At 75.8% G+C, this 25,738-nt stretch carries 27 protein-coding genes; 2 read left to right on the forward strand and 25 right to left on the reverse strand.

What is annotated here, in order from left to right; all coding sequences use genetic code 11:
* Positions 1-69 precede the first annotated feature (69 nt).
* From frr to rpsB, 4 genes are all read right to left on the reverse strand, one after another.
* Positions 70-627, reverse strand: a complete 558-nt coding sequence (frr, locus tag CLV92_RS01015; RefSeq protein WP_104430913.1) for a ribosome recycling factor — start codon at positions 625-627, stop codon at positions 70-72.
* Positions 628-686: 59 nt separating this feature from the next.
* Complete coding sequence (pyrH, locus tag CLV92_RS01020; RefSeq protein ID WP_104431251.1) at positions 687-1,436, reverse strand: UMP kinase; 750 nt, start codon at positions 1,434-1,436, stop codon at positions 687-689.
* Positions 1,437-1,789: 353 nt separating this feature from the next.
* Complete coding sequence (gene tsf / locus CLV92_RS01025) at positions 1,790-2,617, reverse strand: translation elongation factor Ts (RefSeq protein WP_104430914.1); 828 nt, start codon at positions 2,615-2,617, stop codon at positions 1,790-1,792.
* Between the two features lie 172 nt (positions 2,618-2,789).
* The gene (gene rpsB, locus CLV92_RS01030) at positions 2,790-3,710 is read right to left on the reverse strand and encodes a 30S ribosomal protein S2 (protein ID WP_104430915.1); all 921 of its coding nucleotides are present in this window, start codon (positions 3,708-3,710) and stop codon (positions 2,790-2,792) included.
* 314 nt (positions 3,711-4,024) lie between these two features.
* Between rpsB and CLV92_RS01035 the strand changes: the two genes are divergently transcribed.
* Both CLV92_RS01035 and CLV92_RS22710 read left to right on the forward strand, forming a co-directional pair.
* Positions 4,025-5,182: a pyridoxal phosphate-dependent aminotransferase gene (locus tag CLV92_RS01035; RefSeq protein ID WP_104430916.1), complete on the forward strand. Its 1,158-nt coding sequence runs from the start codon at positions 4,025-4,027 to the stop codon at positions 5,180-5,182.
* Positions 5,183-5,283: 101 nt separating this feature from the next.
* The gene (locus CLV92_RS22710; RefSeq protein ID WP_211290747.1) at positions 5,284-5,898 is read left to right on the forward strand and encodes a M23 family metallopeptidase; all 615 of its coding nucleotides are present in this window, start codon (positions 5,284-5,286) and stop codon (positions 5,896-5,898) included.
* A gap of 46 nt (positions 5,899-5,944) precedes the next feature.
* Here CLV92_RS22710 and whiG read toward each other — a convergent pair whose 3' ends face one another.
* From whiG to CLV92_RS01145, 21 genes are all read right to left on the reverse strand, one after another.
* On the reverse strand, positions 5,945-6,889 hold the full coding sequence (gene whiG, locus CLV92_RS01045) for an RNA polymerase sigma factor WhiG (RefSeq protein WP_104431253.1): 945 nt from the start codon (positions 6,887-6,889) through the stop codon (positions 5,945-5,947).
* A gap of 18 nt (positions 6,890-6,907) precedes the next feature.
* On the reverse strand, positions 6,908-7,849 hold the full coding sequence (locus tag CLV92_RS01050) for a tyrosine recombinase XerC (RefSeq protein WP_104431254.1): 942 nt from the start codon (positions 7,847-7,849) through the stop codon (positions 6,908-6,910).
* 95 nt (positions 7,850-7,944) lie between these two features.
* Entirely contained in the window at positions 7,945-9,153 is a 1,209-nt protein-coding gene (dprA, locus tag CLV92_RS01055) for a DNA-processing protein DprA (protein WP_211290748.1), read from the reverse strand.
* Positions 9,150-10,694 (reverse strand): YifB family Mg chelatase-like AAA ATPase, encoded by a 1,545-nt coding sequence (locus CLV92_RS01060; protein ID WP_104430917.1) that lies wholly within the window; start codon positions 10,692-10,694, stop codon positions 9,150-9,152. The genes dprA and CLV92_RS01060 overlap by 4 nt, the downstream gene beginning before the upstream one ends.
* A gap of 1 nt (position 10,695) precedes the next feature.
* Positions 10,696-11,052, reverse strand: coding sequence for a YraN family protein (locus CLV92_RS01065; protein WP_104430918.1), 357 nt, complete (start codon positions 11,050-11,052; stop codon positions 10,696-10,698).
* A 148-nt stretch (positions 11,053-11,200) separates the two neighbouring features.
* On the reverse strand, positions 11,201-11,524 hold the full coding sequence (locus tag CLV92_RS01070) for a DUF2469 domain-containing protein (RefSeq protein WP_104430919.1): 324 nt from the start codon (positions 11,522-11,524) through the stop codon (positions 11,201-11,203).
* Between the two features lie 7 nt (positions 11,525-11,531).
* The gene (locus CLV92_RS01075; protein WP_211290750.1) at positions 11,532-12,299 is read right to left on the reverse strand and encodes a ribonuclease HII; all 768 of its coding nucleotides are present in this window, start codon (positions 12,297-12,299) and stop codon (positions 11,532-11,534) included.
* Complete coding sequence (lepB, locus tag CLV92_RS01080; RefSeq protein WP_211290751.1) at positions 12,296-13,048, reverse strand: signal peptidase I; 753 nt, start codon at positions 13,046-13,048, stop codon at positions 12,296-12,298. Before lepB (CLV92_RS01080) ends, CLV92_RS01075 begins: the two co-directional genes overlap by 4 nt.
* The gene (gene lepB, locus CLV92_RS01085) at positions 13,045-13,761 is read right to left on the reverse strand and encodes a signal peptidase I (protein ID WP_170112703.1); all 717 of its coding nucleotides are present in this window, start codon (positions 13,759-13,761) and stop codon (positions 13,045-13,047) included. Before lepB (CLV92_RS01085) ends, lepB (CLV92_RS01080) begins: the two co-directional genes overlap by 4 nt.
* A 143-nt stretch (positions 13,762-13,904) precedes the next feature.
* On the reverse strand, positions 13,905-14,264 hold the full coding sequence (gene rplS, locus CLV92_RS01090; protein ID WP_104430920.1) for a 50S ribosomal protein L19: 360 nt from the start codon (positions 14,262-14,264) through the stop codon (positions 13,905-13,907).
* 179 nt (positions 14,265-14,443) lie between these two features.
* On the reverse strand, positions 14,444-15,268 hold the full coding sequence (gene trmD / locus CLV92_RS01095) for a tRNA (guanosine(37)-N1)-methyltransferase TrmD (protein ID WP_104430921.1): 825 nt from the start codon (positions 15,266-15,268) through the stop codon (positions 14,444-14,446).
* A 5-nt stretch (positions 15,269-15,273) separates the two neighbouring features.
* The gene (gene rimM / locus CLV92_RS01100) at positions 15,274-15,825 is read right to left on the reverse strand and encodes a ribosome maturation factor RimM (RefSeq protein ID WP_104430922.1); all 552 of its coding nucleotides are present in this window, start codon (positions 15,823-15,825) and stop codon (positions 15,274-15,276) included.
* 171 nt (positions 15,826-15,996) lie between these two features.
* The gene (locus tag CLV92_RS01105; protein ID WP_104430923.1) at positions 15,997-16,239 is read right to left on the reverse strand and encodes an RNA-binding protein; all 243 of its coding nucleotides are present in this window, start codon (positions 16,237-16,239) and stop codon (positions 15,997-15,999) included.
* Positions 16,240-16,243: 4 nt separating this feature from the next.
* On the reverse strand, positions 16,244-16,636 hold the full coding sequence (gene rpsP, locus CLV92_RS01110; RefSeq protein ID WP_104430924.1) for a 30S ribosomal protein S16: 393 nt from the start codon (positions 16,634-16,636) through the stop codon (positions 16,244-16,246).
* Positions 16,637-16,804: 168 nt separating this feature from the next.
* Entirely contained in the window at positions 16,805-17,896 is a 1,092-nt protein-coding gene (locus CLV92_RS01115; RefSeq protein ID WP_104430925.1) for an amidohydrolase family protein, read from the reverse strand.
* Between the two features lie 13 nt (positions 17,897-17,909).
* Positions 17,910-19,517: a signal recognition particle protein gene (ffh, locus tag CLV92_RS01120; protein WP_104430926.1), complete on the reverse strand. Its 1,608-nt coding sequence runs from the start codon at positions 19,515-19,517 to the stop codon at positions 17,910-17,912.
* Positions 19,518-19,582: 65 nt separating this feature from the next.
* Positions 19,583-22,009, reverse strand: a complete 2,427-nt coding sequence (locus CLV92_RS01125; protein ID WP_425433552.1) for a [protein-PII] uridylyltransferase — start codon at positions 22,007-22,009, stop codon at positions 19,583-19,585.
* Entirely contained in the window at positions 22,006-22,344 is a 339-nt protein-coding gene (locus CLV92_RS01130) for a P-II family nitrogen regulator (protein WP_104430927.1), read from the reverse strand. Before CLV92_RS01130 ends, CLV92_RS01125 begins: the two co-directional genes overlap by 4 nt.
* Complete coding sequence (locus CLV92_RS01135; RefSeq protein ID WP_104430928.1) at positions 22,341-23,717, reverse strand: ammonium transporter; 1,377 nt, start codon at positions 23,715-23,717, stop codon at positions 22,341-22,343. The genes CLV92_RS01130 and CLV92_RS01135 overlap by 4 nt, the downstream gene beginning before the upstream one ends.
* A 233-nt stretch (positions 23,718-23,950) precedes the next feature.
* Positions 23,951-24,289 (reverse strand): P-II family nitrogen regulator, encoded by a 339-nt coding sequence (locus tag CLV92_RS01140; RefSeq protein ID WP_104430929.1) that lies wholly within the window; start codon positions 24,287-24,289, stop codon positions 23,951-23,953.
* Positions 24,286-25,629, reverse strand: coding sequence for an ammonium transporter (locus tag CLV92_RS01145; protein WP_104430930.1), 1,344 nt, complete (start codon positions 25,627-25,629; stop codon positions 24,286-24,288). The genes CLV92_RS01140 and CLV92_RS01145 overlap by 4 nt, the downstream gene beginning before the upstream one ends.
* Positions 25,630-25,738: the final 109 nt, after the last annotated feature.

The raw sequence follows: 25,738 nt of genomic DNA on the forward strand, positions 1-25,738 counted from the left end.
CCGCCCGGGGGCGCCGCCTGCCCCCGGGCGCGCTCGTGCTGCCGGCCGGAGCCGGCGGGACTGCGCCGCTCACACCGCCAGCAGCTCAGCTTCCTTGTTCTTCAGCAGGTCGTCGATGGCCTCGACGTGCTTCTTGGTGCTCGCCTCGAGCTCCTTCTCCGCACGCGCCACCTCGTCCTCGCCCGCCTCGCCGTCCTTGACGATGCGGTCGAGCTCCTCCTTCGCCCGGCGGCGGATGTTGCGGATGGAGACGCGGGCGTCCTCGGCCTTGTTGCGGGCGAGCTTGATGTAGTCCTTGCGCCGCTCCTCGGTGAGCTGGGGCAGGACGATGCGGATGACCTGGCCGTCGTTGCTCGGGTTCACCCCGAGGTCGGAGTTGCGCAGCGCCTTCTCGATCTCGCCCATCGCGCCGCGGTCGAACGGTGCGATGAGGACGGAGCGGGCCTCGGGGATCTGGAACGAGGCCAGCTGCTGCAGCGGCGTCGGGGCGCCGTAGTAGTCGACGAGGATCTTGTGGAACATCGCGGCGTTCGCCCGGCCGGTGCGGATGCCAGCGAAGTCCTCCTTCGCGACCTCGACCGCCTTGTCCATCTTCTCCTCTGCCTCGAGGAGGGTGTCGTCGATCACAGTCGTCCCTTCGTCCACCGCGCGAGCGTCGAGTTCACCGCCCGCGCCGCCCCGGGGGGTCAGCCGGGCGTGACCAGCGTGCCGATCCTCTCACCCCGCAGCGCGGCCGCCACGTTGCCCTGCCCGTCCATGCCGAAGACGACCATGGGCAGGCGGTTCTCGGCGCAGAGGCTGAAGGCGGTGTTGTCCACGACCCGCAGCCCGCGCTTCATGGCCTCGGCGTGGGTGATCTCGTCGATCTTCGTGGCGCTCGCGTCCGTGCGCGGGTCGCCGGTGTAGACGCCGTCCACGCCGTTCTTCGCCATGAGGACCACGTCGGCGCGCACCTCCAGCGCACGCTGGGCGGCGACGGTGTCCGTGGAGAAGTACGGCATGCCGGCGCCGGCGCCGAAGATGACGACCCGGCCCTTCTCCATGTGCCGGATGGCGCGGCGGGGGATGTACGGCTCCGCGACCTGCCCCATCGTGATGGCCGTCTGCACGCGCGTGTCGACCTTCGCCTGCTCCAGGAAGTCCTGCAGGGCGAGGCAGTTCATGACCGTGCCGAGCATGCCCATGTAGTCGGCGCGGGTGCGGTCCATGCCGCGCTGGGACAGTTCCGCGCCGCGGAAGAAGTTGCCGCCGCCCACGACGATCGCCACCTGCACGCCCTGCCGCACGGGCACGGCGATCTCCCGGGCGATGCGCGAGACGACGTCGGGGTCCACGCCGACCCGGCCCGCGCCGAACATCTCCCCCGACAGCTTCAGCAGGACGCGGCGGTAGGTAGGTGCCGGTTCCACGGTCCCTGCGTCGAGGTCGACGGTCACGGTGGTCTCGGGCACGCATGCTCCTGCTCGTCGGGCGGCGCGGTGGCCGGCTGCTGTGGTGTGGACGGGCCGGCGCGGGGCTGCGCGGCCGGGGCGAGGGGGCACCCCGGGGTCCACGGTCCGCGGGCGTCCTCGGCCGCGGGCACACCCAGTCTGCCGCACCGGCAGGGTTGCGGGCTCCCCCCGGTGCCGCGCCGCTGCGCCGATGGGGTGTGCGGGGGCTCACGCCGGCGCCCGCCGCGCTCACCCGCCCGCGCGCAGCGCGACCGCCGCCCGCTCCGGGCACACGTGCGACGGCTCCCCCCGCCGCGCTCCGGGCGGGAGCGCGACGGGGGGAGCCGGGGGGTGCTGGGTCAGGCGCCGACGCGGAAGCGCGCGAACGCGGTGGCGTTGGCGCCGGCCGACTTCAGGACCTGGGCGACGGTCTGCTTCGGGTCCTTGGCGAACGCCTGCTCCAGCAGGACGTTGTCCTTGAAGAAGCCGTTGACGCGGCCCTCGACGATGCGCGGCAGGGCCGCCTCGGGCTTGCCCTCCTCGCGGGAGGTGGCCTCGGCGACGCGACGCTCCTTCTCCACGACGTCGGCGGGCACGTCCTCGCGGCTGAGGTACGTCGGCGACATGGCGGCGGCGTGCATGGCGACGTCCTTGCCCGCCTCGGTGGCCTCGGAGTCCAGGGCCACGAGCACGCCGATCTGCGGCGGCAGGTCGGCGCTGGTGCGGTGCAGGTAGGACGCCACGAAGGGGCCCTCGACGCGCGCGACGCGACGCACGACGATCTTCTCGCCGATGGTGGCGTTGGCCTCGTCGAGCACGTCCTGGACGGTCTTGCCGCCGACGTCGCTGGCCAGCAGGGCCTCCGCGTCGGTGGACTTCGTGTCCACGGCCTGCTGCAGCACCTGCTGCGCCAGCTCCTGGAAGCGCTCGCCCTTGGCGACGAAGTCGGTCTCGCAGTTGACCTCGACGAGCACGCCGACGCCACCGCCGACGTGGGCGGCGACGAGGCCGTTGGAGGCGTCGCGGCCCTCGCGCTTGGTCACGCCCTTGAGGCCCTTGACGCGCAGGATCTCGACGGCCTTGTCGAAGTCGCCCTCGGCCTCGACGAGAGCGTTCTTGCAGTCGAGCATCCCTGCGCCGGTCTTCTCGCGCAGCGACTTGACGTCGGCGGCGGTGTAGGCGGCCATATCGGTCCTCTCCTCGTGCGTCACGGGTGTGTGGCCGCGCGGCACGGCGCGGCCGGTGCTCCCCCGTCCGGCGGCCGGGAGCGGTCGGCGGCCGGGGTGCACGGGACGGGCTGACGCCCCCGCGCCGGGCCGTCCGCGGGTGCGGACGGCCCGGCGCGGGGGCGGGGGGGGGTCAGGCCTGGTCGGTCGACTGCGCAGCGGCGGCCGCGTCGCCGGTGGCGAGCTCCTCGGCCGGCGCGGTGCTGCCGCTGGCGACCTCGGCCTCGTGGACCTCGGGCGCCTGCGCGGCGTCGGCGGTCGCGCCCTCGCCGGCGCCGGACTGCACGCCGCCGGGAGCCGGGTTGTCGAGCAGCTCCTGCTCCCAGGACGCCAACGGCTCCTCGCCGGAGGCGTCGCCGCCGCCGTGGCGGACCTGGAGCCCCTCGGCGACGGCGTCGGCGATGACGCGGGTCAGCAGGTTGATGGCGCGGATCGCGTCGTCGTTGCCGGGGATGCGGTAGTCCACGACGTCGGGGTCGCAGTTGGAGTCGACGATCGCGACGATCGGGATGCGCAGCTTGCGCGCCTCGTCGACCGCCAGGTGCTCCTTGTTGGTGTCGACGATCCACACGGCGCTGGGGACCTTCGACATGTCGCGGATGCCGCCGAGGGTCTTGTCCAGCTTCTCGTACTCGCGGCGGAGGACGAGCAGCTCCTTCTTCGTCATGCCGGAGCCGGCGACGTCGTCGAAGTCCATCTCCTCCAGCTCGCGCAGGCGCTGCAGGCGCTTGGAGACGGTCTGGAAGTTGGTCAGCATGCCGCCGAGCCAGCGCTGGTTGATGTAGGGCATCCCGACGCGACGGGCCTGCTCCGCGATCGACTCCTGCGCCTGCTTCTTCGTCCCGATGAAGAGCACGGAGCCGCCGTGGGCGACGGTGTCCTTCACGAACTCGTAGGCGCGGTCGATGAACGACAGCGACTGCTGCAGGTCGATGATGTAGATGCCGTTGCGCTCCGTGAAGAGGAAGCGCTTCATCTTGGGGTTCCAGCGGCGGGTCTGGTGCCCGAAGTGCACGCCCGACTCGAGCAGCTGGCGCATCGTCACGACGGCCATGGGTGTCCTCCTGGTGCCCGGCCGGAGCCGGGTTCGGTTGTCGCGGACGGCCGGTCGGCCGCCGCCCTGGCCCCCGCGGCGCGCCCCACCGCGACCACCCGCGCGAGCGGGTGCCGTGGACCGGGGACGCGCCCCGAGGCTCCCGGCGCGGCGGCCACCGGGGCCACCGTCCGCGGGCCCGGTGAGCGGGGACGCGAAGTCGCCCGGCACAGACCGGGCGCAGCCGTATCCTACGGGCCGTGAGCAGCCCCCTCCACACCGGCCCGGACCGTCCCTCCGCCGCCCCTGCCGGTGCCCGCCGCGGGGTGCGGCGGATGCAGGGCTTCGGGCCCACGATCTTCGCCGAGATGTCCGCGCTGGCGGCGCGCACCGGCTCGCTCAACCTCGGGCAGGGCTTCCCCGACTCCGACGGCCCCTCCTCGCTGCTGGAGGACGCCGTCGATGCGATCCGGGCCGGGCGCAACCAGTACCCGCCGGGCTCCGGCGAGCCGGAGCTGCTGGCCGCCGTCGCCGAGCACCAGCACCGTTTCCACGGCCTCGCCGTGGACCCGGCCACCGAGGTCCTCGTCACCACCGGGGCCACCGAGGCGGTCGCCGCGAGCGTGCTGGCGCTGTGCGAGCCCGGTGACGAGGTCATCGTGCTGGAGCCGGCCTACGACGCCTACGCCGCGGCGATCGCGCTGGCCGGCGGGGTCCAGCGCAGCGTGCCGCTGCGGGCCACCGCCACCGGCTTCACCGTCGACGCCGACGCGCTGCGCGCCGCCTTCTCCGAGCGGACGCGGCTGCTGCTGCTCAACACCCCCCACAACCCCACCGGCGCGGTCCTCACCGCCGCCGAGCTGGCCGTGGTGGCGGAGCTGGCCGCCGCGCACGACGTGGTCGTCGTCACCGACGAGGTCTACGAGCACCTGGTGTACGACGGGCTGCGGCACCTGCCGATCGCGACGCTGCCCGGCATGGCCGAACGCACCCTGACCGTCTCCTCGGCGGGCAAGACCTTCTCGGTGACGGGCTGGAAGGTCGGCTGGCTGACGGGGCCGGCGGACCTGGTCACGGCCGTGCGGACGGTCAAGCAGTTCGTCACCTTCTCCGGTGGGGCGCCGTTCCAGCCCGCGGTGGCGCGGGCCCTGGCGCTGCCCGACGCCTTCTTCGCGGAACTCGCGGGCGACCACCAGCGCCGCCGGGACCTGCTGTGCGAGGGGCTGCGCGCCGCAGGGTTCGAGGTCCGGGTCCCCGCGGGCAGCTACTTCGTCGTGGCGGACCCGCGCCCGCTCGGCTTCGACGACGGCACGCAGCTCTGCCGGCGGCTGCCCGAGCTCGCCGGGGTCGTGGGCGTGCCGGTGTCGGCGTTCTGCACCCCGGGCGGGGAGGCGGCCGCCGAGGTGCGCCCGCTGGTCCGCTTCACCTTCTGCAAGCGGGACGCGGTGCTCTCCGAGGCCGTGGAGCGGCTGCAGCGGCTGCGCACGCACTGAGCCTCTGCGGCGCGGCGTCCACAGGGTCCGCCGGCCCGCCGCCGTCCCCAGCGGCGGCAGCGGCGGTCCCGCCGCACCCGGTGGCGCGGCAGCCTGCCGCCGTGCCCGCCGCCCCCAGCGCCACCCTCCTCGCCGGTGCCGCGACCGCCGCCCTCACCGTCGCCGCCCTCGCCTCGCCCTGGACCGCCGGCGCGCCCGCTGCCGGCCCCGCGCCCGACACGGTCGCGGCGGCCGCCCCGGCCGGGACCGCCACCGCGCAGCCCGCCCCGGTGGACGCCCCGGCGGGAGCCGCCACCGCCTACGACTGGCCGCTGGCGCCGGCTCCGCGGGTCCTGCGCGGCTTCGACGTCCTGGCCTCCCCGTACGCGCCCGGCCACCGCGGGGTCGACCTGTCGGCGTCGCGGGGGCAGGAGGTGCTCACGGCGGGTGCGGGCACCGTGACCTTCGCGGGGGCGGTCGCCGGGCGCGGCGTCGTGGTCGTGGCCCACGCCGACGGGCTGCGCACGACGTACGAGCCCGTGGTCCCCGCCGTCGGCGCCGGGACGCCGGTGCGCGCCGGGGCCGTCGTGGGCGTGCTCGCCGACTCCCCCGCACACTGCCCGGCCGAGGGCTGCCTGCACTGGGGGGCCCGGCGGGGGGAGCAGTACGTCGATCCCCTCGCCCTGCTGCGCCCGCCCGCCCCGCCGGTGCTGCTCCCGCTGGGCCGCCCGGGCTGAGCCCGGGCCCCGCGGGGATCGACCGGCGGGCAGGCCGGCCGGTGGGTCAGCTGGCGTCGCTGAGCTTGCCGCGCAGCTGCAGCACGGCCTTGGTGTGCATCTGGCAGATGCGCGACTCCGTCACCCCGAGGACGCGGCCGATCTCCGCGAGGGTGAGGCCCTCGTAGTAGTAGAGGGTGACGACGATCTTCTCCCGCTCGGGCAGCTGGTTGATGGCCCGCGCGAGGATGAACTTCGTCTCCTCCGACTCGAAGGCCGCCACCGGGTCCTCGGCCTTGGTGTCCTCGAGGGTGTCCACCAGGGAGAGCTTGTCGCCCTTCTCCCCGGAGACGGTGAGCAGCTCGTCGAGGGCCACCACGTTGACGTAGGACACCTGGCTGAAGATCGCGTGCAGGTCGCCGAGGGGGATCCCGAGGCGCTCGGCGACCTCCACCTCCGTCGGCGTGCGGTGCAGCTCGGCCTCGAGCGTGGCGTAGGCCCGCTCCACCTCGCGGGCCTTGCTGCGCACCGAACGGGGGATCCAGTCGATGGCGCGCAGCTCGTCGATGATCGCGCCGCGGATGCGGGAGATGGCGTACGTCTCGAACTTGATCGCACGCTCGATGTCGAACTTCTCGATCGCGTCGATGAGGCCGAAGATCCCGTAGGACACGAGGTCGGCCTGCTCGATGTTCGGCGGCAGTCCCACGCCGACCCGGCCCGCGACGTACTTGACCAGCGGGGAGTAGTGCAGGATCAGCCGCTCGCGCAGGGCCGCGTTGCCCGTCGCCTTGAACTCCTCCCACATCGCGCGCAGGGCGGCCTCGGCCGCCTCCTGCTCGGGCGTGGGGGTGCCCCGGCCGGCCCGGGTGGCGAACCGGGCGTTGGCCCGGGGCCGACCCGCCGGCTGCACCTCCTCCACCGGAGCCGGTGCGTCCTGCACCACCGTCAGGTCGGCGTCGGTCGCTGCGCCCGTCGGCGTGGCCTCTTGCGACCTGGCTGCTGCGTCCATCTCCACCCCCGGCTCCCGCTAGGCCCGGGGATGGGCCTGGCGGTACGACCTCCGCAGGCGTTCTACGGAGACATGCGTGTAGATCTGCGTTGTTGAAAGCGTAGCGTGACCGAGCAGTTCCTGAACGCTACGTAGGTCAGCTCCTCCGTCCAGCATGTGGGTCGCCGCGCTGTGGCGCAGCCCGTGCGGGCTGGTGTCCGGCACCTCCTCCAGGGACCCCAGCAGGGCGTGCAGCACGGCCCTGACCTGGCGTTGTCCCAGGCGGGAGCCCCGCCGGCCCAGGAACAGCGCCGGGCCGGACCCCTCGCGGGCCAGTTGCGGACGTGATCGCGACAGGTGCGCGGCCAGCGCCTCGGCCGCCGGGACGCCGAACGGAATCACCCGTTCGCGGGAGCCCTTCCCCAGCACCCGGAGCGTGCGCCGGCCCAGGTCGAGGTCGTCGACGTCCGCACCGACCAGCTCCGCCACCCGGCAGCCGGTGCCGTAGAGGACCTCCAGGACCGCCACGTCCTGCAGGTGCACGGGGTCCCCGTCGAGGGCGCGCTGCGCGGCGGCGTCCAGCAGGGCGGCGACCTGCTCCGCCCGCAGCACCTGGGGCAGCTCCCCCGCGCGCCGCGGCGCCCGCAGCCGCAGCGCCGGGTCGTCGGTGCGGCGGCCGCTGCGCTGGGCCCACGCCGTGAAGGTCCGCGCCGCCGCCGAGCGCCGCGCCAGGGTGGAGCGGGCCAGTCCCCGCCGGGAGCCCTCGGCCAGCCAGGCGCGGAGGACGGCGAGGTCCAGCCGCGCCAGCGCCTCCGCGGACCCCTGAGCGCCGCCGGCCGCCCGCGCGGCGTGCCCGAGCAGGTCGCCCACGTCCCCGAGGTAGGCGCGCACGGTGTGCTCCGAGCGCCCCCGCTCGGCGCGCAGGTGCTGCGCGAACGCCTCCAGCAGCTCGTCCTGCGCTTCGGGGCTCCGCTCGGGCATGGCTGCACAGTAGGCACCGGCGCCCGCAGGCAGGGCGCAGCGGCCCTCCCGGCGAGCCCCGCGCTCCCTCCGCAGGCGGTGGCGGCCCGCCCCGGTCACGGCCGCCGCTGCGGCGCGGACCGCCGCCACGCTCCGTCGACCGGGGCGGCGATCCCGGCGAGGTGCAGCCGTCCCAGTGCCGCCTGCACGCAGGCCACGTCCAGTCCCGCCGAGGCCGCCAGCGCCTCCGTCGACGCGGCCGCCCGCGACGGCAGCACCTCCGCGACCCGGCGGTCGGCCGGGGACAGCCCGTCGAGGTCGTCCTGCCGTCCCGTCCGCGGCGGCGGCAGGTGCTCCCCCACCGGCCCGAGCAGCTCCGCCGCCTCCGCCGCGTCGGTGACGCAGACCGCCCCGCGCTCCCTCAGCAGCCGGTGGCAGCCCGCCGAGGCCGCCGAGGTGACCGGCCCGGGCACCGCGCCGACCGGGCGCAGCAGCCGCTCCGCGCGGTCGGCGGTCGCCAGCGCGCCGGAGCGCCACGCCGCCTCGACGACGACGGTGCCGCGGGTGGCCGCTGCGATGAGGCGGTTGCGCTCCAGGAAGCGCCACCGGGTGGGGGCGCTGCCGGGAGGGACCTCGCTCACGAGCGCCCCCGTCTCGGCGATCCGTTCGAGCAGCGCGGTGTTGCCGCGGGGGTAGAGCCGGTCCACCCCACCCGCCAGCACCGCGACGGTCGGGCCGCCCGTGGCCGCGGAGGCGCGGTGGGCGGCGGCGTCGATGCCGTAGGCGCCGCCGCTCCAGACGGCGAAGCCGCGCTCCCCCAACCCCGCCGACAGCTCCGCGGCCACGTGCTCGCCGTAGGCGGTGGCCGCGCGGCTGCCGACGAGCGCCGCCCCGGTGGTGGCGGCCGCCGCGAGCTCCAGGGGCCCGCGCACCCACAGGCACAGCGGCTGGCCCAGCGGTCTGCCGTCGGTGGCGGTCGCGGTGTCGAGGTCGGCCAGGCCCCGCGGCCACTCGGGGTCATCGGGGACGAGCAACCTGCCCCCGAGGCGGCGCAGCAGGCGCAGGTCCGCACCGGGATCGGCGCCCTCCAGCCGCAGCCGCCAGCGCTGCGCCCCGTGCCCGGCCAGCACCGCCTCCAGCGCGGCGACCGCCCCGCACTCGGCCACCAGCCGCGACGCCTGCGCGTCCCCGGGCTCCGCGAGCCTGCTCCACGCCGCCCGGGCCGTGCGCTCGTCGTCCAGGGCGACGCGCAGCGGACCGGGGACCTGCCGCAGCGGGCGCACCGGGGCACGCGGGCCGGCCGGCACGGTGGCGCCCGGGCTCACCGCACACCGCCCTCGGCGCCGCGCAGGGCGAGGGCACGCCCGAGGTCGTCCCCGTGCGGTGCGCTGCGGCCCGCGAGGTCGGCCAGCGTCCACGCGACCCGCAGCACCCGGTCGTAGCCGCGGACGGTGAGCGCTCCGCGGTCCAGGGCCCGGTCGAGGTCCGCCGTCACCGCGGGCGCCAGCCGCAGCCGGCCGCGCAGCTCCGCCCCGCGCAGCTGCCCGTTGGCGGTGCTGCCGGTCCCGGCGAGACGGGCGGCGGCAGCGGCCCGGGCTGCCGCCACCCGCGCCGCGACGACCGCGGTGGGCTCCCCCGCCGCGCCGCCCACCTGCGCCCTGGTCACCGGCCGCACCGCCACCCGCAGGTCCACCCGGTCCAGCAGCGGCCCGGACAGCCGCGCGGCGTAGCGGCGCCGGGCGTCGGGCGTGCAGGTGCAGTCCAGCCCCTTCCCGCCGGCGCGGCCGCACGGGCAGGGGTTGGCCGCCAGCACGAGCTGGAACCGGGCGGGGAAGCGGGCGGTGCCGCGGGAGCGGTGCAGGACGAGCTCGCCGTGCTCCAGGGGCTGCCGCAGCGACTCCAGCACGCGACGGTCGAACTCCGGCGCCTCGTCGAGGAAGAGCACGCCCCGGTGTGCGCGCGAGGCGGCACCGGGGCGGGGCAGGCCGCTGCCCCCGCCGATGACCGCGGCCACCGACGCCGTGTGGTGCGGGTCCTCGAAGGGGGGCCGGTGCACGAGGGTGGCCGCGGCGGGCAGCGTGCCGGCCACGGAGTGCACGGCGGTGACCTCGAGGGCGTCGGCCTCGGCGAGGTCGGGCAGCAGGCCCGGCAGGCGGGCGGCGAGCATGGTCTTGCCGACCCCGGGCGGCCCGGTGAGCAGGAGGTGGTGGCCCCCCGCGGCCGCCACCTCCAGGGCGAGGCGGCCCTCGGCCTGCCCGACCACCTCGCTGAGGTCCGCGACGACGCGCCCGGGGGCCGCGTGGTCGTTCCCGGCCGCGCGGGGGGCGCTCTCGTCGGCGGGCTCGGGCGGCGGGTCCCCCCGGTGCTCGGCCACGAGGTCGGCGAGGCGGCGCACGGGCAGCACCCGCACGCCCGGCACGAGGGCGGCCTCGTCGGCGTTGTCGTGCGGCACGACGACCCGCTCGCAGCCGGCGCGCGCCGCGGCGAGGACGGCGGGCAGGACCCCGCGGACCGCCCGCACGCTGCCGTCGAGGCCGAGCTCGCCCAGGTGCACGACGCCGGAGACGGCGGCGGGCGGCACGGTCCCCGCGGCGGCCAGCACCGCCACCGCCACCGCGAGGTCGAAGCCGGAGCCCCGCTTGGGGAGGGTGGCCGGCGAGAGGTTGACGGTGATGCGCCGCGGCGGCAGCGTGCAGCCGGAGTTGGCGGTCGCGGCGCGGACGCGGTCGCGGGCCTCCATCAGCGAGGCGTCGGGCAGGCCGACGAGCACGAAGGCGGGCAGGCCCTGGGCGATGTCCGCCTCGACGTCGACGACGTGGCCCTGCACGCCGACGAGGGCGACCCCGAGGGTCCGGGCGAGGGCCACGTCAGCCCACCGCCCGCAGGTGCTCCACGACGGCGGGACCGCGCAGCGGGCGCAGCACCGCGACGACGTCGAGGCGGACGTCGCGGGGACGGACGCCGTGGGCGCTCATCCACGCCGCGGCGAGCCGGCGCAGGCGGGCCACCTTGACGGGGGTCACCGCCTCGAGGGGGTGGCCGGAGGCGAGGCTCCGGCGGGTCTTGACCTCGCACACGACCAGGCAGTCGCCGTCACGGGCGACGATGTCCAGCTCCCCGTGCTCGCAGCGCCAGTTGCGCGCCAGCACCGTCATGCCCGCCTGCTGCAGGTGCCGCACGGCGACCCTCTCGCCGTACCCGCCCACCGCGTCCTTCGCGCCCACGCGCACCACCTCCGCGAGGAGGCTGCCGCCGCGGGGCGGGCACCGGGCCGCCGCGCACGTCCGCTGTGGACGCAGTGCGCGGCGGCGCGGGCTGTGGAGCAGTGGGTGCCGGCGGCCGGGCGCGGGCGGCGGTGCCCGCTCCCCGGGGTCAGTGACCGCGCAGCGGCGGTTCGGGCACCTCGATCTCGCTCTTGGACAGCTCCTCGACGTTGACGTCCTTGAACGTCACCACCCGCACGTTCTTCACGAAGCGCGCGGGGCGGTAGACGTCCCAGACCCAGGCGTCGGCGAGCCGCAGCTCGAAGTAGGTCTCCCCGTCGGCGGTGCGGACCTGCAGGTCCACCTGGTTGGCCAGGTAGAAGCGCCGCTCCGTCTCCACGACGTAGGCGAAGAGACCGACGACGTCGCGGTACTCGCGGTAGAGCTGCAGCTCCATCTCGGTCTCGTAGTTCTCGAGGTCCTCTGCGCTCACCCGGCCATCATGCCTGCCGGGCAGGCCCCGTGCCCAACCCCTCCCCGGACGTCTCGCCCGCCGCCGCCCGGACGGTGGCTGCGCGCGGAACGGCGGCGCGGGGTCCGGGCAGCCGCCAGCTGCGCCGGTGCAGGTCGCAGGGGCCGTGCTCGGCCAGGGCGGCGAGGTGCCCGGGAGCGCTGTAGCCCTTGTTGCCGTCCCAGCCGTAGCGGGGCTCGGCCAGGGCGTGGCGGACCATGATCTCGTCGCGGGTGGTCTTGGCGAGCACGCTGGCCGCGGCGACGGAGGCGCACGCGAGGTCGGCCTTCACCCGCGTCACCACGGCCGGGCCCGGTTCCTCCCCCGCGCAGGCGTCGAGGAGGGTGGGCTGCCCCGGCGGGCTGAGCCAGTCGTGGGAGCCGTCGAGCAGCACCACGTCGGGCCGGCGCGGCAGCTGGGCCAGCGCCCGCCGCCCGGCCAGCCGCAGCGCCGCGATGATGCCGACCGCGTCGATCTCGGCCGCCTCCGCGTGCCCGACGGCCCAGGCCGCGCCCCAGCGGCGCAGCGCGGGGACGAGGGCCTCCCGCGCCTGCGGTGCCAGCAGCTTGGAGTCGCGCAGGCCCACGGGCGCGCTGCGGGTGCCGGCGTCGACGAGGACGACCCCGACGGTGACCGGGCCGGCGAGGGCACCGCGCCCGACCTCGTCCATGCCGGCGACGAGCAGCGACCCGGCGCGCAGCAGGCGCCGCTCCTCGCGCAGGGAGGGCACCACGGAGCGGGGGCCGGAGGTGTTCACCGGACCCCCTGCGTCCCCCCGACCTCGGCGAAGACGTCCTCCTGCCCGCCCAGCCACGCCCAGTGGTCGACGGGCCAGATGACGGTGAAGGCGCGCCCCGTCACGGCGTCCACGGGGATGGTGCCGCCGCCCTCGAGGTCGGGGTGGAAGCGGGAGTCCTCGGAGCGCTCGCGGTGGTCGCCCATGACCCACAGGCGTCCCTCGGGGACCTCCACCTCGAAGGTCCGGCTGCTCGCCGGGTCGCCGGGGTGGACGTAGGGCTCCTCGACGGGGACGCCGTTGACGGTCATGCGGGCCTGGTCGTCGCAGCACATGATGCGGTCGCCGGGCAGGCCGACCACGCGCTTGATGAGGTGCTCGTTGGAGTCCTCGGGCAGCAGGCCGATGAAGGTCAGCGCCCGCGCGAGCGGCCCGCGGTCGCTGGGCGGGGCCGGGTCGAGCCACCCTCCGGGGTCCTCGAAGACGACGATGTCGCCACGGTGCAGCTCGAAGGGACCGGGGGTCAGCTTGCTCACGATGACCCGGTCACCGATCTGCAGGGTGTCCTCCATCGACTCCGACGGGATGTAGAACGCCTGCAGCAGGAAGGTCTTCACGAGCAGGGACACGACCAGCGCCACGACGACCACGAAGACGGTCTCGCGCAGCGCGGTGACGATCCCGCTGTGCCGGGGGCCCTCCTGCTCCGGGGCCGGGGTCGCTCCCGCAGCGGCGGGCTGCGGCTGCACGGGGCCGGGCTCCTCGTTCACCGGCCGCTCCCGCCGTCGACGGTGCGCACGTCGCCCAGCGGCCAGGTGACGAGCACCACGCGGCCGATGACGTCGTCGACGGAGACGGTGCCGCCGCCGGGACGGCCCAGGTGGGCGCGGGAGTCGGCGGAGGCGCTGCGGTGGTCACCCATGAGCCACAGCCTGCCGGGTGGCACCACGACGTCGAACGGCGACTCGCTGGGCGACTCCCCCGCGGACAGGTACGGCTCCTGCAGCGGGCGCCCGTCCACGGTGATGCGGCCGTCGTCGTCGCAGCAGACGACGTGCTCTCCGGGCAGCCCGACGACGCGCTTGACGAAGGCGACCTCGCCGGGGCGGAAGCCGAGCAGGGCACCCGCCCCGGCGCCGACGCGGGCGAGGCCGGTGGGCTCGCCGGGCGACGGGGCGAACGTGCCGGCGCCGTCGAAGACGACGACGTCACCGCGGCGCACGTCCCCGCCGCGGGTGTCGATCCGGGAGACCAGGACCCGCTCGCCTGACTGGAGGGTGGGCGACATCGACCCGGAGGGGATGGAGAACGCCTGCACCGCGACGGAGCGCACGACGAGGGAGAGCAGCAGCCCGACGAACAGCACCGCGATGATCCGCCGCGCGGTGGGCGTCCAGTCGACGGAGGTCTCCTCGGAGCGCACCACGGACAGCGGCGGCTCCGCGGTGCTGGTGCGGCCCGGGTCTGCGGCCTCTGACGTCACGGGACTCCTGCTGCGTGCTCGGCGCCCGGCCGGGAGGCGGGACGTGGACGGGCGGGGCGGGGCACTCGGGGCACGGGACGGCGACGGGCCGCAGTCCGCGCTCTCGCGCGTCCTGCGGCCCGGCCGGTGGTCCGCTCCTGCGGTCAGCGGCCCGCGGGAGTGGTCCGCTTCTCCTTGATCTTGGCGGCCTTGCCGCGCAGGTCACGCAGGTAGTACAGCTTCGCGCGGCGCACGTCGCCGCGGGTGAGGATCTCGACCTTCTCGATGATCGGCGTGTGCACCGGGAAGGTGCGCTCCACGCCGACGCCGAAGCTCACCTTGCGGACGGTGAAGGTCTCCTGCACGCCACCGCCGGTGCGGCGGATCACGACGCCCTGGAAGACCTGGACGCGGGAGCGGTTGCCCTCGACGACCTTCACGTGCACCTTCACGGTGTCACCGGGACGGAAGTCGGGAACGTCGCTCCGCAGGCTGGCGGCGTCGATGCTGTCGAGGGTGTGCATGCTCGCTTCTCCCCCGCGGGCGCCACAGGTCCCCCGCGTTCGTCGTCTGGTCACGTCGGCTGTTCCGGTGCAGCGCACACCCCCCGTGGCAGGGGCGCACCCCCGCAGGGCGCGGGGACCGGATCGACGCGGTGTCGGTGTAGATCGCTGCGCCGGGCGCAGCGAAGGCGTTCGACGGATCAGTCTGCCACAGCGGGGGGATGCTCCCGGAACCCTCCGCCCGCATCCGGGGAGAAGCCCTCCTCGGCGAGGACCCGCAGGTCCGCGGCGTCGCAGCGGGCCGCGTCCAGCGCGGCCACGATGTCGGGGCGGCGCCGCGCGGTCCGGCGCAGGGCCTCGTCGCGCCGCCAGCGGGCGACGAGGCCGTGGTGGCCGGAGGTGAGGACGGCCGGCACGTCCAGGCCCCGCCAGGTCGCGGGCTTGGTGTAGGCCGGGTGCTCCAGGAGGCCGGAGTGCGCGGCGGCGTGGCTCTCCTCCTCGACGCTGGCGGCGTTGCCGACCACCCCGGGCAGGAGCCGCGCGACCGCCTCCACGATCACGAGGACGGCCACCTCGCCCCCGTTGAGGACGTAGTCGCCGAGGGAGACCTCGCGCACGCGCACCCCGCGGGAGGCGTAGTGCTCCACGACGCGGGCGTCGATGCCCTCGTAGCGCCCGCACGCGAACACCAGCCAGGGCTCCGCGGCCAGCTCCACGGCGGTGGCCTGGCGGAACACCTCTCCCGCCGGGCTGGGCACGAGCAGGACCGGGCCCTCGGGGCGGGCGTCGCCGGGCGGGTCGGCGAGGACGGCGTCGAGAGCCTCGCCCCAGGGCTCCGGGCGCATCAGCATGCCCGCGCCGCCGCCGTACGGGGTGTCGTCGACGGTGCGGTGCCGGTCGTGGGTGTGCTCGCGCAGGTCCCGCACCCGCAGGTCCAGCAGGCCCTCCTCCCGGGCGCGGCCGATGAGGGACAGCGACAGCGGCTGGAGGTACTCGCCGAAGATGGTGACGACGTCGACGCGCACGCGGCTCAGGCGTCCTCTCCCGCTGCCGGCTGCCCGTCCGGGTCCGGGTCCGGGAAGAGGCCACCGGGAGGGTCGAGGACGACCCGGCCCCCGGCGACGTCGACCTCGGGGACGAGGGCGCGCACGAACGGGACGAGGACGTCGTCCCCGCCGCCGCCGGGCCGCACGACCAGCAGGTCCTGGGCGGAGCCGGTGAGCAGGTCGCGGACGGTCCCGAGGGAGCGCCCGGCCGTGTCGACGGCGCTGAGGCCCGCGAGCTGGTGGGGGTACCAGGCGTCCTCCTCCGCCTCGTCCTCGGCCTCGTCGGCGCCGACGAGGAGGAGGACGTTGCGCAGGCTCTCCGCCCCGCTGCGGTCCTCGTGCCCGGCGAAGCCCACCAGCAGGGTGCCCTGGTGGTCGCGCAGCGAGGTCACGGTGAGGGGCCCGGCTCCGGCCGGGTCCGTGCGCAGGGTGCTGCCCGGCGCGAGACGGCGCGCGGGGTCGTCGGTGCGGAGCTCGACGGTCACCTCGCCGCGGATGCCGTGCGGCCTGCCGATCCGCGCGACGACGTAGTCCACGGCCTCTCTCCTCCTGCTCGTCCCGGCACCGGGTCCCGGTACCGGGGGTGGTCGATCTCGGTCCCGGTCGGCCCGCACGCGGCGCCGGACCCGGACGCGGCACGCGCCAGGGTCCTGCCGTTGCCGGCGGGACCCTGGCGCGTGCGGTGGCCCCGTGGGGGCCGGTGCGGCTCAGCGGCGGCGGTCGACGTCCACGAGGTCGACGCGCACGGGCTCACCGTCGGCGAGGGCGGTGACCACCGTGCGCAGCGCTTTGGCCGTGCGGCCGGAGCGCCCGATGACGCGCCCGAGGTCCTCGGGATGGACGCGGACCTCGAGCAGGGCACCGCGACGCAACGCCTTCGACGTCACGCGGACGTCGTCGGGGTGCCCGACGATGCCCCGCACCAGGTGCTCCAGGGCGTCGGCGAGCACGGGCTCAGCTCTCGGAGGTCGCGGCGTCGCCGGCGGGGGCCTCGGCCGCCTCGGCGGGCGCGGCTGCGGCCGGGGCGGCGTCCGGGGCGGTGGGGCGGGTGCGCGGCACGGGAGCGCGGTAGGTGCCCTCGGCGCCCGGCAGGCCCTTGAACTTCTGCCAGTCGCCGGTGACCTTCAGGATCGCGAGGACCTGCTCGGTGGGCTGCGCACCCACGCCGAGCCAGTACTGCACGCGGTCGGACTTGACCTCCATGAGGGAGGGCTCGCTCGTCGGGTGGTACTTGCCGATCTCCTCGATGGCGCGACCGTCGCGCTTGGTGCGGGAGTCGGCGACGACGATGCGGTAGTACGGCGCGCGGATCTTGCCCATGCGCTTGAGGCGGATCTTGACAGCCACGGTGGGGGGATTCTCCCGGTTCTGGTCTGGGGTGAGCGTCGCCGTCCAGGGTGGGGACTCCGGGCGGGTGGCTCTCGGACGCGACCACCAGGGTGAGAGGGTCCCCGGCGCTCGAGTGCTCCAGCATTGTGCCAGACACGGCGCAACCTGGGCTGCACGGGCGCCCGCTCAGGGTCCGGGGTGCACCCGTCCGCGCAGGACGACCGCCACCGGCCGGCGCAGCGCGCCCACGTCGAGGCGGGGATCGGCCGGGCAGACGACGAGGTCGGCGCTCGCGCCCTCCGTCAGCGACTCCGCGCCGAGCCACTCCCGCGCCGCCCAGGTCGCGGCGTCGAGGGCGGCCACGGTCGGCAGGCCGGCGGCGACCAGCTCGGCGACCTCGTCGACGATCAGCCCGTGCGGCAGGACGCTGCCGGCGTCGGTGCCCGCCCGCACCGGCACCCCTGCCTCCCAGGCGTCGCGCACCGTGGCGTAGCGGCGGGCGTGCAGGTCGCGCATGTGGGCCGCGTAGCGCGGGAACTTCGCCTCCCCCCGCTCGGCGATGCCGGGGAAGGTGGCGATGTTGACCAGCGTGGGCACGACGGCCACACCCGCGGCGGCCGCCCGCTCGATGGTGGCGGCGGTCAGGCCCGTGGCGTGCTCGATGCCGTCGAAGCCCGCGTCGAGCAGCTCCTCGACGCCCTCCTCGCCGAACTGGTGGGCGGTGATCCGCGCCCCCTCGGCGTGGGCGGCCTCCGCGGCGGCGCGCAGGGTCGCGGCGGGCCAGCAGGGGGCGAGGTCACCGGTGTCGCGGTCGATCCAGTCGCCGACCACCTTGACCCAGCCGTCGCCGTAGCGGGCCTGCTCGCGCACGGCGGCGGGCAGCTCCTCCGGCTCGAGCTCGTGCGCCAGCCCCCGCAGGTAGCGGCGGGTGCGGGCGAGGTGCCGCCCGGCGCGCACGATGCGGGGCAGGTCCTCGCGGGCGTCCATCCAGCGGGTGTCGGCGGCGGAGCCCGCGTCGCGCAGCAGCAGGGCCCCGGTGTCGCGCTCGGTGACCGCCTGCGCCTCGGCACTCGCGTCGTCCAGCGCGCCGTCGGGGCCGAGGCCGACGTGGCAGTGCGCGTCGACCAGTCCGGGCAGGACCCATCCGCGCAGCTCGGTGACGTCCAGGCCGGGCGCGGTGGGCCGGGTGAAGGTCAGCCGCCCGCCGACGACCCACGCCTCCGCGCGCTCGTCCTGCGGGGAGACGAGCACGGGTCCGCGCAGGTGCAGGACGTCCACGCCGGCCCTCCGCTCAGCGCCCGCCGAGGAACTTGTCGAAGCCCGGCGGCAGCTGCAGCCCGGACAGGTCGGGCACCTGGTCCTCCGCGTCCTGCTGCGGCAGGCCGAACGCGCTGGTGGCGGCCGCGGTTGTGGCGGCGTGCCGGGCGGCGTCGTCGCGGGCGGCGGCGCTGCGCTCCTGCTCGGCGCGCTTGGCGGGGTTGCCGGACTTGCCCTTGCGGCCCTTCGCGGCGGCCGCGGCGGCGCGCGCCTTCTGCTTCTTGCCGCCGCTGCCGGGGACGCCCGGCATGCCGGGGATGCCCGGCAGGCCGCCGCCGAGGCCCTTGCGCATCTGCCGCATCATCTTCTGCGCCTGGCCGAAGCGCTCCAGCATGTCGTTGACCGCGGAGACGCTCTGCCCGCAGCCGGCGGCGATGCGGGCCCGGCGGGAGCCGTTGATGAGGCGCGGCTGGCGCCGCTCCAGCGGCGTCATGGACCGCACCATGGCCTCGATGCGGTCGAACTCGCGCTCGTCGAAGGCCTCGAGCTGCTGGCGGACCTGCTGCATGCCGGGCAGCATCCCGAGCATCTTCTTGATCGAGCCCATGTTGCGCACGGCCTGCAGCTGCTGCATGAAGTCTTCGAGGGTGAAGTCCTCGTCGTTGGCGAACTTCTCCGCCATCTTCTGCGCCTGGTCGGCGTCGAAGGCCCGCTCGGCCTGCTCGATGAGGGTGAGGACGTCACCCAGGTCGAGGATGCGCGAGGCCATCCGGTCGGGGTGGAACAGCTCGAAGTCGTCGAGCTTCTCCCCGGTGGAGGCGAACATCACCGGCTGGCCGGTGACGGAGCGCACCGAGAGTGCCGCGCCACCGCGGGCGTCGCCGTCGAGCTTGGTCAGCACGACACCGGTGAAGCCGACGCCGTCGCGGAACGCCTCGGCGGTCTGCACGGCGTCCTGGCCGATCATGGCGTCGAGGACGAAGAGGATCTCGTCGGGGTTCGTCGCCGTCCTGATGTCCGCGGCCTGCTGCATCATCTCGGCGTCGATGCCGAGGCGGCCTGCCGTGTCGAGGACGACCACGTCGTAGCCCTGGGAGCGGGCGTGCTCGACCCCGGCGCGCGCCACGGCCACGGGGTCGCCGACGCCGTTGCCGGGCTCCGGCGCGTAGACGTCGACGCCGGCGCGCTCGCCGGTGATCTGCAGCTGGTTGACCGCGTTGGGGCGCTGCAGGTCGCAGGCGACGAGCAGCGGGCGGTGGTTGAGGTTGCGCAGGTGCCGGGCGAGCTTGCCGGCGAGGGTGGTCTTCCCCGCGCCCTGCAGGCCGGCCAGCATGATCACGGTGGGCGGGGTCTTCGCCAGCCGCAGCCGGCGGGTCTCCCCGCCGAGGATGGAGATCAGCTCGTCGTTGACGATCTTGACGACCTGCTGGGCCGGGTTGAGCGCCTGGGAGACCTCCTCGCCGAGGGCGCGCTCGCGCACGGCGGTGGTGAACTGGCGCACCACCGGCAGGGCGACGTCGGCTTCCAGCAGCGCCCGGCGGATCTCCCGGACGGTGGTGTCGACGTCCTCCGGGGACAGCCGCCCCTTCCCGCGCAGGGAGCGGAACGTGGCGGTGAGGCGGTCGGAGAGCGAGGAGAACACGGAGGTGAGCCTATCCGCCCGCACCAGCGAGCGACCGGCCGCGCGGCCGGTCGCTCCTTCCGGGCTCAGCCGCGGCTGCTCTCCCCCGGCCGCTCGGCGGCGTCGGAGAGGGCCGCCACCACCCGCGCCACCCGCGGCGGCGACAGCCGCGAACCGTCCGGCTCGGCCAGGTACAGCACGTCCACCGCCTGCGCGGCGTAGGTGGCCACGTGCGCGGAGCGGATGTCGACACCCTCCTGCGCCAGCGCCCGGCCCAGCGCGTGCAGCAGGCCCGGCCGGTCCCCCGCGCGCACCTCGATCACGGTGGCCCGCTCCGAGGCGCCCGGCAGGATGACGACACGGGGGTGGGCCGCCGGCGCACGCGCGCCCTGCAGCGGCGGGCGGCTCTGCGCGTCGCGGCGCACCAGCCGGTCCAGCAGCGTCACGTCCCCGGCCTCGATCCGGTCCAGGCCCCGCTGCAGCGCCTCCGCCGACGGCGGGTCGCCGCCGGGGGACTCCACCCACCAGGTGTCCACCGCCACCGCCGGCCCGCCCGCGGGGCGCACCGTGCGCACCAGCGCCGAGCGCACCAGCAACCGCTGCCCGGCCAGCAGCCCGGCGAGGTCCGCGAAGAGCCCCGTGCGGTCCGGGGCGACGACGGTGACGACGGAGAAGCCGTCCACCTCCTGCACCCGCACCTGCGTGCCGGCGCCGGCCGCGACCCGCGCAGCCAGCTCGTCCTCCTCCGGCGTGGACGGCGCGGGAGGAGGGGCCGCCTGCCCGCGCAGCTGCGCCCGCGCCCGCGCCACGAGGTCGTCGACGAGGCGCGCCCGCCACGGCGACCACGCCGCCGGTCCCGCGGCCAGGGCATCGGCCTCCGTGAGCGCCCGCAGCAGGGCGAGGACGTCGGCGCGGGAGTCCACGGCGGCGACGAGCTCCTCGACCGTGCGCGGGTCGTCGGGGTCGCGCCGGGTGGACAGCTCGATCAGGGTCAGGTGCTCGCGCACGAGCCGCTCCACGACCGCCACGTCGGGCGCGGGCAGGCCGATGCGCTCGCAGACGCGCCGGGCGAGCGGGGCGCCGGCGGCGGAGTGGTCGTGCTCCCCCGGGCGCTTGCCGATGTCGTGCAGCAGCGCGGCGAGCACCAGCAGGTCGGGGCGGGGAGCGTCACGCAGGAACGGCTGCGCGCGCACCGCCGTCTCCACCAGGTGCCGGTCGACGGTGAAGCGGTGCACCGCGTTGCGCTGCGGCCGGTTGCGCACCGCCGTCCACTCCGGGATCCAGCGCTCCACGAGGCCGGCGAGGTCGAGGGCGTCCCAGGCCGGCGCCAGGGCTGGACCGGAGGCCAGCAGCTCCAGCAGCGACTCGCGCGCCGCCGCGGGCCACGGCTGCGGCAGGGCGGGGGCCGCCTCGACGAGGTGGCGCAGGGTGACCGGCGACAGCGGCAGCCCGGCCCGCACGGCCGCGACCGCGGCCCGCAGCGGCAGCACGGGATCCTCCGCCGGGGAGACCCGCCCGCCGAGGACCACCTCCCCGTCGTGCTCGACGAGGCCGTGCTCCAGGGCGCGCAGCCGCGGCTTGCGCGGCCCGGGGCGGAACCTGCGCGGGGGCAGGGCCTGGCGCGCGCGGCGCGCCGTGGTGTCCAGCGCCTGGGAGACCACCCTCGCGGCCTGCGCGACGGCGGCGAGCAGGGCGTCGGCGTCGGCGTAGCCGCAGACGACGGCGGTGGCGTCCTGCTCGGCCAGGAGGAGGCGGTCACCGGGACGGCCGGAGCAGACCTGCAGGCCGTCGCGCACGTCGAGGAGCAGCTCGTGGGCCTCGTCGACGTCGCCGTGGGGACGGTCGGTGAGCCAGCTCGCCACGAGGGCGCGCAGGACCACGGCGTCGCGCAGGCCGCCGCGGGCCTCCTTCAGGTCCGGTTCGAGCAGGTGCGCCAGTTCGCCGTGCCGGGCGGCGCGCTCGGCGAGGGAGCCGAGCAGCTCGGGCAGCCGGCGCCGCATGCCCGCCCGCCAGTCGTCGAGCAGCGCGGCGCGGGTTCGGGCGACGAGGGCCGCGTCACCGGCGACGACCCGCAGGTCCAGCAGGCCGACGGCCGCGGCGAGGTCGTCGCGGGCCACGTCCCGGCACTGCGTGGCGGTGCGCACCGAGTGGTCCAGCCGCAGGCCGGCGTCCCACAGCGGGTACCAGAGGCTCTCGGCGAGGGCGGCGATGTCGGCGTCGGAGCAGCGCCGCCCGTCGTGCAGGAGGACGAGGTCGACGTCGCTGGCGGGGCCGCAGTCGCGGCGGGCCAGGGAGCCGACCGCGGCCAGCGCCACCCCGGCGGGGTCTCCGGCCAGGGTGGGCAGCGCGCCGGCGCCCTCCACCCACACCTCGCGCAGGCGGCGCTCCACCAGCTCCACGAGCTCGAGCCGCCGCTGCGGGCCCGGCCTGCCGGCGCGCACGGCGAGGCTGAGGCGCTCGGTGCGCAGGTCGATGCTCAGGACGGCTCCCCCGTTCCGCTCAGGACGCCTCAGAGGGCGTCGGGACCGCGCTCGCCGGTGCGCACGCGCACGACGTCCTCGACCGCCACCGTCCACACCTTGCCGTCGCCGATGCGGCCGGTCTGGGCGCTCTTGACCACCGCGGCGACGACGTCGGGCGCGTCGAGGTCCTCGACGAGGACCTCCACCCGCACCTTCGGGACCATGTCGACGACGTACTCGGCGCCGCGGTAGACCTCGGTGTGCCCGCGCTGGCGGCCGTAGCCGCTGGCCTCGGAGACCGTCATCCCCTGGATGCCGAACGCCTCCAGCGCGCTCTTCACGTCGTCGAGCTTGTGCGGCTTGATGATCGCGGTGACGAGCCTCATGGGGTGACCTCCGTGTCGTGGGTCGGGGTGCGGGTGGGACTCGTGGTGCCGGCGGGGCGGCTGCCGGGCATGCGGGCCCCGGCGCCGGTGGTGGCGAGGTCGTAGGCGGTCTCGGCGTGCTCGACCTGGTCGATGCCGGCGAGCTCGTCGTCGGGGTGGATGCGGAAGCCGATCGTCTTCTCCAGGAGCAGGCCGAGGGCGAGGGTGACGACGAAGGAGTACCCCAGCACCGCGACGGCCGCCAGCAGCTGCTTGCCGAGCTGGCCGAACCCGCCGCCGAAGAGGAGGCCGTCCACCCCCGCGGGGGCGTCGGCGGTGGCGAGGAGCCCGATGGCGATCGTCCCCCACAGGCCGCCGACGAGGTGCACGCCGACGACGTCGAGGGAGTCGTCGTAGCCGAAGCGGTGCTTCAGCCCGATCGCCGCGGCGCAGAGCGCACCGGCGACGAGGCCGAGGACCATCGCCCCGACGGGGTTGAGCGCCGAGCAGGCCGGGGTGACGGCGACCAGCCCGGCCACGGCACCGGAGGCCGCGCCGAGGGAGGTGGCGTGCCCGTCGCGCAGGCGCTCCACGAGCAGCCACCCGAACACGGCCGTCGCCCCCGCGACCATCGTGTTGATCCACGCCACCGCCGCGACGCCGTTGGCGCCCAGTGCCGAGCCGGCGTTGAAGCCGAACCAGCCGAACCACAGCAGCCCCGCGCCCAGCATCACCAGCGGCAGGTTGTGCGGGCGCATGGGGTCGCGCCCGAAGCCGAGGCGGCGCCCGAGCACCAGCGCCAGCGCCAGGCCCGCGGCACCGGAGTTGATCTCGACGACGGTCCCGCCGGCGAAGTCGACGACGCCCAGCCCGGCCAGCCAGCCGCCCTCCTCGGCGACGAGGCCGTCGAAGGCGAAGGACCAGTGCGCCACGGGCGCGTAGACCAGCGTCATCCAGAGACCGGCGAAGACCAGCCACGCACCGAACCTGGCCCGGTCGGCGATCGCGCCGGAGACGAGGGCGACGGTGACCATGGCGAAGGTCCCCTGGAAGCCCGCGAAGACCACGGCAGGGACGGTGCCGACGAGGTGCTCGGCCTCCCCGGCCGCGTGCCCGGGGGTCGTGCCGTCGTGGACGCCGATGAGTCCGTTCAGGCCCGCGAACTGCAGGGGATCGCCCACCAGGCCGCCGACGAGGTCGTCGCCGAAGGCGATGGAGTAGCCCCACAGCACCCAGAGGACCCCGACGACGGCGAGGGCGCCGAAGCTCATCATCATCATGTTGAGGACGCTCTTGGCGCGGACCATGCCGCCGTAGAAGAGCGCGAGTCCGGGCGTCATCAGCAGCACCAGGGCGGCGCTGGCGAGCACCCAGGCGGTGTCTCCGGTGTCCATCGGTGGGGGCCGACCTTCCGCGGGACCGGCCACGGGCCGGTGGTGTGGAGTCGCTGCGCTGGGGGCGCGGCGCGAGGAGGCCCCACGGTGACGCCGCCGTGTTACCCCGGGCGGGCCGTCGTGTTTCGCGGCGGTGACACGGGGGGCCCTTGCGTGAACTCCGTGTGAACCGCCCCGTCGCCGGCCGGCCCGCCGGGTGGTGCGCTCTGCGGCACCACCCGGCGGGGCTGCGCTCAGAGGGCGTCGGCCCCGTGCTCGCCGGTGCGCACGCGCACCACGTCCTCGACGGGGACCGTCCAGACCTTGCCGTCGCCGATGCGGCCGGTCTGGGCGCTCTTGACGACGACCTCGACGACGTCGGGGGCGTCGAGGTCCTCGACGAGGACCTCGACGCGCACCTTCGGGACCATGTCGACGGTGTACTCGGCGCCGCGGTAGACCTCGGTGTGCCCGCGCTGGCGGCCGTAGCCGCTGGCCTCGGAGACCGTCATCCCCTGGACGCCGTACGCCTCGAGGGCGTTGCGGACGTCGTCGAGCTTGTGCGGCTTGACGACGGCGGTGACGAGCCTCATGCGGACACCTCCGTGCCGTGGGTCGGGGCGCCCTGGGCGGGCGCGGTGCCGGGCCGGGCGGGCCCGCCGGTGCGGCCGCCGCCGAGCGCGGCCAGGTCGTAGCCGGTCTCGGCGTGCTCGGTCTGGTCGATGCCGGCGACCTCGTCGTCGGCATCGATGCGGAACCCGATCGTCTTCTGCAGGACGATGCCGATCACGAGGGTGAGGACGAAGGAGAACGCCAGGACGGCCAGCGCCCCGACCGCCTGCCGCCAGAGCAGGTCCACACCGCCGCCGTGGAAGAGGCCCGCGACCCCGGCCGGTGCGTCGGCGGTGGCGAGGAAGCCGATGGCGATGGTGCCCCACAGGCCGCCGACGAGGTGCACGCCGACGACGTCGAGGGAGTCGTCGTAGCCGAAGCGGTACTTCAGCCCGACGGCCAGGGCGCACAGCACCCCGGCGACGAGGCCGATCGCGATCGCCCCGAGCGGGCTGACCGAGGAGCAGGCGGGGGTGATGGCGACCAGGCCGGCCACCGCACCGGAGGCCGCGCCGAGGGAGGTGGCGTGCCCGTCGCGCAGGCGCTCGGTGAGCAGCCAGCCGAGGACCGCGGCGCTGGTGGCGACGAGGGTGTTCACCCACACGACCGAGGCGGTGTTGTCCGCGGCGAGGGCGGAACCGGCGTTGAAGCCGAACCAGCCGAACCACAGCAGCCCCGCGCCCAGCATCACCAGCGGCAGGTTGTGCGGGCGCATCGGCTCGCGGCCGAACCCACGGCGCTTGCCGAGGACGAGGGCGAGGGCCAGACCGGCGGCGCCGGCGTTGATGTGCACGGCGGTGCCGCCGGCGAAGTCGACGGCCTCGATGCCGTTGGCGATCCAGCCGCCGGTGACGGAACCGTCCTCGGAGTCGAACGCGAACACCCAGTGCGCGACGGGGAAGTAGACGAGGGTGGCCCAGATGCCGGCGAAGACCATCCAGGTGCCGAACCTCGCCCGGTCGGCGATGGCACCCGAGATCAGGGCGACGGTGATGATGGCGAAGACCGCCTGGAACCCGACGAACGCCATCGCGGGCAGGCCGCCGGCCTCCGAGGTGGTGTCCTCCATCAGGCCCCGCAGGCCGAGGAACTCCGTCGGGTTGCCGAGCAGGCCGCCGCCGACGTCGTTGCCGAAGGCGACGGAGTAGCCGTAGAGCACCCAGAGCACGCCGATGAGGGCCATCGCTCCGAAGCTCATCATCATCATGTTGAGGACGCTCTTGGCGCGGACCATGCCGCCGTAGAAGAGCGCGAGTCCGGGTGTCATCAGCAGCACGAGCGAGGCGCTGATGAGGACCCAGGCGGTGGCACCGGTATCCATGGGCGAGGACGACCTTCCACGAGGCCGGCGCGCAGCCGGCGGGGTGAGGGGTCGCGGCGCAACGAGCGCGGCGCGGGGACGGGGAAAAGGTGACGGGCGGTTGTTGCGC

The sequence above is a fragment of the Kineococcus xinjiangensis genome (genome assembly GCF_002934625.1).
Classification (GTDB): domain Bacteria; phylum Actinomycetota; class Actinomycetes; order Actinomycetales; family Kineococcaceae; genus Kineococcus_A; species Kineococcus_A xinjiangensis.